The sequence below is a fragment of the Alienimonas chondri genome, from assembly GCF_013036045.1.
Lineage (GTDB): Bacteria > Planctomycetota > Planctomycetia > Planctomycetales > Planctomycetaceae > Alienimonas > Alienimonas chondri.
In genome coordinates this window covers 1-6620 of sequence record NZ_WTPX01000198.1, presented here as the reverse complement: position 1 = coordinate 6620, position 6620 = coordinate 1, and the positions used below count along the sequence as shown (strand labels likewise).

Below are 6620 nucleotides of genomic sequence, written 5' to 3'. Positions count from 1 at the left end.
ACCGACGCCGACCGCCGCGCCCTCGCCGAGGACCGCCGCGTCGTGCTGGAGCGGCTCCGCATCGCCCGCCCGCCGGGTTCGCCGGACTCCGACCCCTTCTCCGCTGGCCCATATTCCGCTGGCCCGTATTCCGCTGGGCCGATCAGCCGCTCGCGGCCCGCCGCCGCCTCCGACCCCGGCGCCCTGCTCGTGCGAGCCGTCCGCGGCGCCTGACTCCCCTCGGCGTTCTCCGGGGCGTCGTAGCGGCGGCTTCCAGCCGCCGTCTGAAACGCTGCCGGCAGATTTTGTCGTCCATATCGAGAGCCGGCGGCTGGAAGCCGCCGCTACGAGCATCGCCGCTTCGCTCTCGACCCATTCATCCCACCTCACACTGAAAGTTCACTCCCATGTCCGTTTTGACCTACCGCACCGGCCCGACGCAGTTGGTGCGGGTGCCCAGCGATCCCGCGTTCGCGATTCGCCCCGGCATGCTGCTGGGGCTGTTCGGCGGGGCGGTTCGGCCGCCCTCGGGAACGCCGTGGCTGGGCGATCTGGCCACGACCCGCGGGCTGTTCTCGGATTCGTTCGTGGGCGTCGCCCACTCCGCCGCGGAGGCCGGCGAGAGCGCGATGGTCTCCGTCGACGTCAGCCCGCTGTCCGTTTACGCCCCGGCGTTGGAGCCGGGCGGGATCGCGTTCGGGGGATCGCTGGCGCCCGCCGACGCGGGGGGCGAACTGTCCGACGACCTGCTCGCCCCGGCCGGCGATCGGGCGGCGGCGGTGGGCCTGGCGATGGAAACCGTCGCCGCGGACGCCCCCGCCGTGCGGGCCTCCTTCGCCTCCGTCTACAGCCCCGCCGCCAACCACGCCCAAGCGATCGGCCCGGTCTGAGCGCCGGCCGTTCGCTCTCGACGCTTCCCATTCTTCGTTACTCATTCACGAAACGCATTATTCATGCAACGCACCGACCTGTCCGGGCTGATTTCCTCGCTCGGCCCCGCCGCTTTTTATGAGAAGACCCGCGACCTGCTGGCCGCCGGCACGCTGACCCCGGACGACTTCAGTCTCCGCCGGCTCGCCGAAGCCTGCGGCGTGCTGGGCGGAGGCGATCGCGGCGTCGCCGACGGTCTTGCCGCGCTGCGGAAGGCCGCGGCCGGCTCGACCGGCGCCGGGAACGCCCCGCCGATCGCGCTGCTGAGCGAGCACGCCCCCGGCGCCCGGACGGACCTGTTCCGCGTCGTCACCGCCGAACTGCTGGCCCGCAAGGTGAGCGAAGGCTACGACGCGGCGGCGGGGCTGATCGGCGATTCGCTGGTGACCGTCGTGAAGGCGACCGGCCGCGGGGCGAAGATCGCCGGCTTCACCGCCACCGCCGGCCCCACCGAGATCCCCGAGGGCCACGACTACGAGGAAAGCGCCTTCGCGGAGAAGTTCGTCACCTCCGAGGAGAGCAAGAACGGCCGCATTCTGTCGGTCACGGAAGAGCTGATCGCCTTCGATCAAACCGGCGAAGTCTTCCGCCGCGCGATCCGGCTGGGCGAGGGACTGCGGCAGGAGCGCGAACGCACCATCGTCCGGGCCGTCGCCGACGCCGAACCCGGCAAGCCGGTTTATCGCCCGAACGGCGTCGGCGAAACGCTGTACGCGGCGGACGGTTCGAACCGAAACCTGATCGGCCCGGCGAACACGACCAGCCCGGACCACGCGAGCGCCGTTCCGCTCGACGACTGGGCCGCGTTGGACGCCGCCCGCAGCTACCGCGCCACCGAGGTGCTGGACGACCGCATCGACGGCGAGCGCCGGCCGATCCTCGCCCCGGCGACGCAGGTTCTCGTCCCCGAAACCCTCGCCGGCACGGCTCGCGGGATCGTGGAGGCGACCGAGATCCGCCGCACGAACGGGGCGGGCGAAACGATCGTCTCCGGCAACCCGCATCGGCGGTTGGAGGTGCTCAGTTCCCCCTTCCTCGACGAACTGGGCGCCGAGGGCCGGCGGGACTGGTACCTGGGCGATTTTCGCAAGCAGTTCGTGTGGACGGAGGTCTGGCCCGTGCAGACGTTCCTGCAGCGCAGCGACGGCCCCGCGGCGTTCGAACGGGACGTCGCCCTGCGAGTGAAGGCCCGCTACTTCGGCGGCGTGAGCGCCACGGACACCGCGTTCGTCACCAAGGTGCTCGGCGGCTGATCGCCGCCCCGATTGCGAATCTCTCGATCTCTACATCCCCCCCAACGAGACTTATCGATGACGACGACCACCGCTCCCTCCCCGCGTTACCGCCTGAACGCGGCGGACGGTTTGAAGATTCTCCGCGGCGCCGCCCTGGCGGCCGGCGGAGCGATTCTGGCGTACCTCAGCACGGAGGTGCTGCCGAACCTGACGACCGACGCCGCCCTCGGCGGCGCCCTCGCCGCCGCCGCCGCCACGACTCTGAACGCCTTGCGCAAATGGCTGACTGGCCCGGCTGTGTAAGTGTGCGATTCGGGTAAAGTCTGCCCGTGAGAGCTGTCCGGCGCTCAGGAATAGAGTGTCGGACAGTTGTTCCGGTTTCTGAGCAGGTAGGGGAGATTTCCGCCGCACCGCTTGGTTGCACAGTTGAGAGTTGCCTGCCGCGTCGCCACGCTGTCGCTCGGTTCCGGCCGTCCTCCCGCCGCCCGCCTCCATGACATTCCAGAACGGTCCTAGCTTCGAGAAACCGCCAATCACTGAGCGGTTGCTGACGGTTCAGTTCGAGGAGCTAAGCCGGTTTGGCCTGATTCACTACGGGCTGTGGTTCCAGACTGTGATGGAGGACCTGAGGCTGAAGGACCTCAGGTTGGATGAACATCGGGATTTTGCACGCCTACCACGGATCGTTGAGACTTTCCCTTTTCGGGCGTCCCCAGACTTCCCGGCGGAGTACCTGCTCGATCCTCGTCGTCGACTGGCCGCTCGATCGGACGATCAAGTTTGGCAGATGCAGATCCAGCCAGACCGGCTCTCACTGTTTTGGCAGGAGCCGGCTGAAGGAAGGGATTTCTCAGCTTACCCGCGATTCAATGAACTTCTATCGAAGTTCATGGCTCTTTGGGAGTGCTTTGTCGCCTTCTGCCAGCGGCACGAGATCGATGAGCCAGCACCGAATCTTGCTGAAGTGACTTACGGCAATCACCTTCCGGCTCCCGCTGGTGTCAGTGCAGGAGAAGACTTCACGGCAGTGTTCGGAGTTCCGCTGCTGGGGCCCGAGAATCAAGCCGGGAGCGTGGCGGCTTGGACCGTCAACCGGGTCTTCGATTTTTCCAACGAACGTGTCCGAGTCTACGCGGAAGCTGCCGCGGCCTATTCCGACGGACCTACGCGCCCAGCGACCGGTACAGTGTTACAGTTGATCGGCCGTGCTAGAATAGCCGATGAAGAAACCCCGGCAGGGCGGTTGGGGGCCGCCCATGATCATGTCGTGAAAGGCTTTGTCGAGTTGACGGACCCCTCCATCCGCCGTTCCCGCTGGAAGCAGATCTCCTAATGACTGTTGCAACGCATTCTGCTCCTTCTGTCCCTATCCGCGCGAGGTTCTTGGAAGCCCACTCCCCGCGTGGTCGTACCACCGACGCTTTCGCGGAGGAACGCAGTCAAACGTTTGTCGGGACTGCGGGGCGTAGTCGCACCGCCAGCCGGGTTGATCCGTGGCCGTCGGAGTGGCAGGACGAGGTCGCTGCGGAATTACGAGACCTGCTCGATCTCCCAGAAGACTGGGATAGCTATGGGGCTGCACCGGTTGATCGGCGATCGGTTGATCGGGCTGTCACCGTGGCAACAGGACTAGCGTGCGAGGTCATCCTGCGGCCGGAAGTCTACGCCACGCCGGATGGGACGGCGGCGATTGCTTGGGAATGGGACGAAACTCAAGGACCTGACTCGCAAATCACATCGGGCAGGCGGTTTCTGTTGGAACTCGAGTTCTTAGCCAGCGGGCAGATTCGGTACGGCTTCCTCGATCGCAAAGATCGCAAAATGAATCGTCAGGGGACCGCGCTGCGAGGCTGGGTGGACCACCTCCCCAGTGGATGCCCTGTCGATTCGACTGTTCTCGATTCTGAACGTTGATTCAGGAACGGCGTGCAAGACCTCCCGCCGCTGGACGACGATGAGGTCTTGTTGCGCCGGGTGCCGCCTCGCAAAAAGCGACGCCTCACACCCGAAGACGGCGACCTCGTGAAACCTCGCGATGTCCGACCACGAAGAGACAAGGACCATGGATTGTCCTGTAGCCGCCTGCGTCTAACCTCCCCAGCGAAGTTGTTGCGGGAGGTCGTTGAGGAACATGACCCAAAGCTAAAGCTATGGTCGGTCTGTGCCTTTCGAGTTCGTGATGTTCTAGAAATCGTAGACCCGGATGATCCGGACGGCGGCTGCCTGCGAGTCGTACTTCGACCAAAACCGAATGATCTAGGGCATGTGGAGATTGTGGGGAACGCTGATCGCCCTTGTCCCTATGAATTAGATCCACAAGACCGCCTTGCCAGCGTTGCGAGGTTTCTGTCGGAACAAGAGTTGGCGACTCTTCAGGCAGGTGATTCGCTAGACTTCGGGCTTGGTTAACCAAACGGAGTAGGGGGGAGCTTTGCCTCCCCCGAGCCGGTCGTGCGAGTTCTCCTGATCGCGCCGCGCGTGTGATCGACCGCAGAAGGGTCCGGGCGGCGGATACGGTCGAAGGGACGGCGTCCGTCGACGTCCTTCCGAACCCCTCACCTTGAGTTTCGCCATGCGTGTTCGTCCTTTCGCTTGGGGCGCCGTTGCGCTCTGCCTGCCATGGGCCGCCGCCCACGGGCAGACTCCACCGCTCCCCAGCTTGCCGGCGCCGCCGGGATCGTCGACCTCCGATCAGTCCGACCGGGCCGGGGCGGAGGCCTCCGCGGAGATCCTCACCCGCGGGCCGCTGCACGAGGCGTTCGCCCGGCCCTATGCGGAGCAGCCGGAGCCGGGGCTGCTCGTGCAGCAGGAGCCCCCCGAACCGATTGACGAACTCCCCCCGGAGCAGCGTCCCGAGGGCGACAACGTCGAATGGATCCCCGGGTATTGGGGCTGGGACGTCGACGAACAGGATTACCTGTGGATCAGCGGGATGTGGCGGGACGTGCCGAACGGCCGCCGCTGGGTGCCCGGCTACTGGGCCGAGGCTCAGGACGGCTCCCGCCGCGGCTATCAGTGGGTCAGCGGGTTCTGGTCGGACCTGCAAACGCAGTCCGTCGACTACCTCCCCTACCCGCCGGAATCGCTGGAGCGCGGGCCGAGTTCCCCCGCTCCCGAGGGCGATTATTTTTACGTGCCCGGGTGCTGGATCTACGTCAGCGCCGACGCCGGTTACCGCTGGCGGCCGGGGTTCTGGACGCCGGTTCGGGAGAACTACGTCTGGGTGCACGACAGCTATGAATGGACCCCCTACGGCTGCGTGTTCGTGCCGGGCTATTGGGATTATCCGCTGGAACGCCGCGGTCTGCTGTTCGCCCCGGCGACCTTCGGACCGTCCTACGTCTCCCGGACGCGCTACGTCCCCAGCGTCGTCTTGAACCCGGACCTGCTCGTCACCACGCTGTTCGTTTCGCCGCAGTATCAGCACTATTATTACGGCGATTATTACTCCGTCGCCCAGTTCGACGGCGGCTACGGGCGCAGCCGGCGCAGCGCCTCGCTGCTGCCCTGGTACGCGTTGGCGGGACCGAGATACGACTACGGCTACTCCGATCCGCTGCTGACCTATTACCGCTGGAATTATTCCCGGCAGCAGGTGAACCTCGTCGATCGTTTGCAGACCTGGAGTAACTACTACCGGCAGAACGAACGGGCCCGCCCGCCGCGGACCTTCCAAGCGTTCTCCGATCGCGCCCGCCTCGGGGCTCAGGGCGGACAGAATGCGGGGCTGGTCGATTTCGCCGTCGCGCTCAACGACGTGACGTCCGGCAGAGTCGATGCCGGCTCGTCGTTCGTTCAGGCGCAGCGGCTCGTCGACGTGGACGCCCCCCGTCGCGAACTGGAGGTGCGGGGCCGCGACGCGTTCCGGGAACTCACCCGGCAGCGCAGTCGTTTGGAACGACTCGACGCCGCGGTCGGCGCTGACGCAGCCATCGGCGCTCAGGCACGCGGCGAAGGCGCCGACGTGAACGTCGAAGGCAACGCGAACGCCAACGCCGATGCGCCCGCCCGCCAGGGACGTCAACTCGATTTGACCTCCCTGCTGGACCGCGGCGATCGCCCGGGCCGGAACCCGGGGACCCCGGGGAACGCGGACGCCGCTCCGGGAAGGGGTGAGAGTCCCAGCCTCCCCGAGCGCCCCGAACCCAACGGCAACGCGACGCTCGGGAACCCGACGTCCGGCAATGCCGATCCCGGGAACGCCGATCCCGGCAATCCCACGCCCGGCGACGCCGACTCGGAGCGGCGCAATCCCGGTCGGGGGTTCGACCCCCGCGACGTGTTCGGTCGCGATCGCGCCGGCGACGACGCCCGGGACGGGGATCGCCCGGGACGCGGTCTCGGACAGGGGAACGACGACCGAGGCGACGCGGCTCGGGGCGACGCCGACAGGAACCGGGAGGCCCGCGAGGCGCTCCCGCCGTTCCGCTCGCGGGGCCCCGAAAGCGGCGCCGACGGCACGCCGCGGGCTGAGGG

General features: G+C 67.0%; 5 protein-coding genes and 1 pseudogene. All 6 read left to right on the top strand.

Annotated features, from left to right (window positions below; all coding sequences use genetic code 11):
• Positions 1 to 213 (top strand): annotated as a pseudogene (locus tag LzC2_RS19295) (hypothetical protein); the annotation flags it as partial.
• Positions 214 to 386: 173 nt separating this feature from the next.
• A complete protein-coding gene (locus tag LzC2_RS19290; RefSeq protein WP_171189666.1) occupies positions 387 to 869 on the top strand; it encodes a hypothetical protein in 483 nt (160 codons plus the stop codon).
• A gap of 63 nt (positions 870 to 932) precedes the next feature.
• Positions 933 to 2162 (top strand): phage major capsid protein, encoded by a 1230-nt coding sequence (locus LzC2_RS19285; RefSeq protein WP_171189665.1) that lies wholly within the window; start codon positions 933 to 935, stop codon positions 2160 to 2162.
• Positions 2163 to 2219: 57 nt separating this feature from the next.
• Complete coding sequence (locus LzC2_RS19280) at positions 2220 to 2447, top strand: hypothetical protein (protein ID WP_171189664.1); 228 nt, start codon at positions 2220 to 2222, stop codon at positions 2445 to 2447.
• Between the two features lie 190 nt (positions 2448 to 2637).
• The gene (locus LzC2_RS19275) at positions 2638 to 3477 is read left to right on the top strand and encodes a hypothetical protein (RefSeq protein ID WP_171189663.1); all 840 of its coding nucleotides are present in this window, start codon (positions 2638 to 2640) and stop codon (positions 3475 to 3477) included.
• Positions 3478 to 4716: 1239 nt separating this feature from the next.
• Positions 4717 to 6620 (top strand): YXWGXW repeat-containing protein (locus LzC2_RS19270; RefSeq protein WP_171189662.1); only part of this gene is annotated, 1904 nt, incomplete at its 3' end.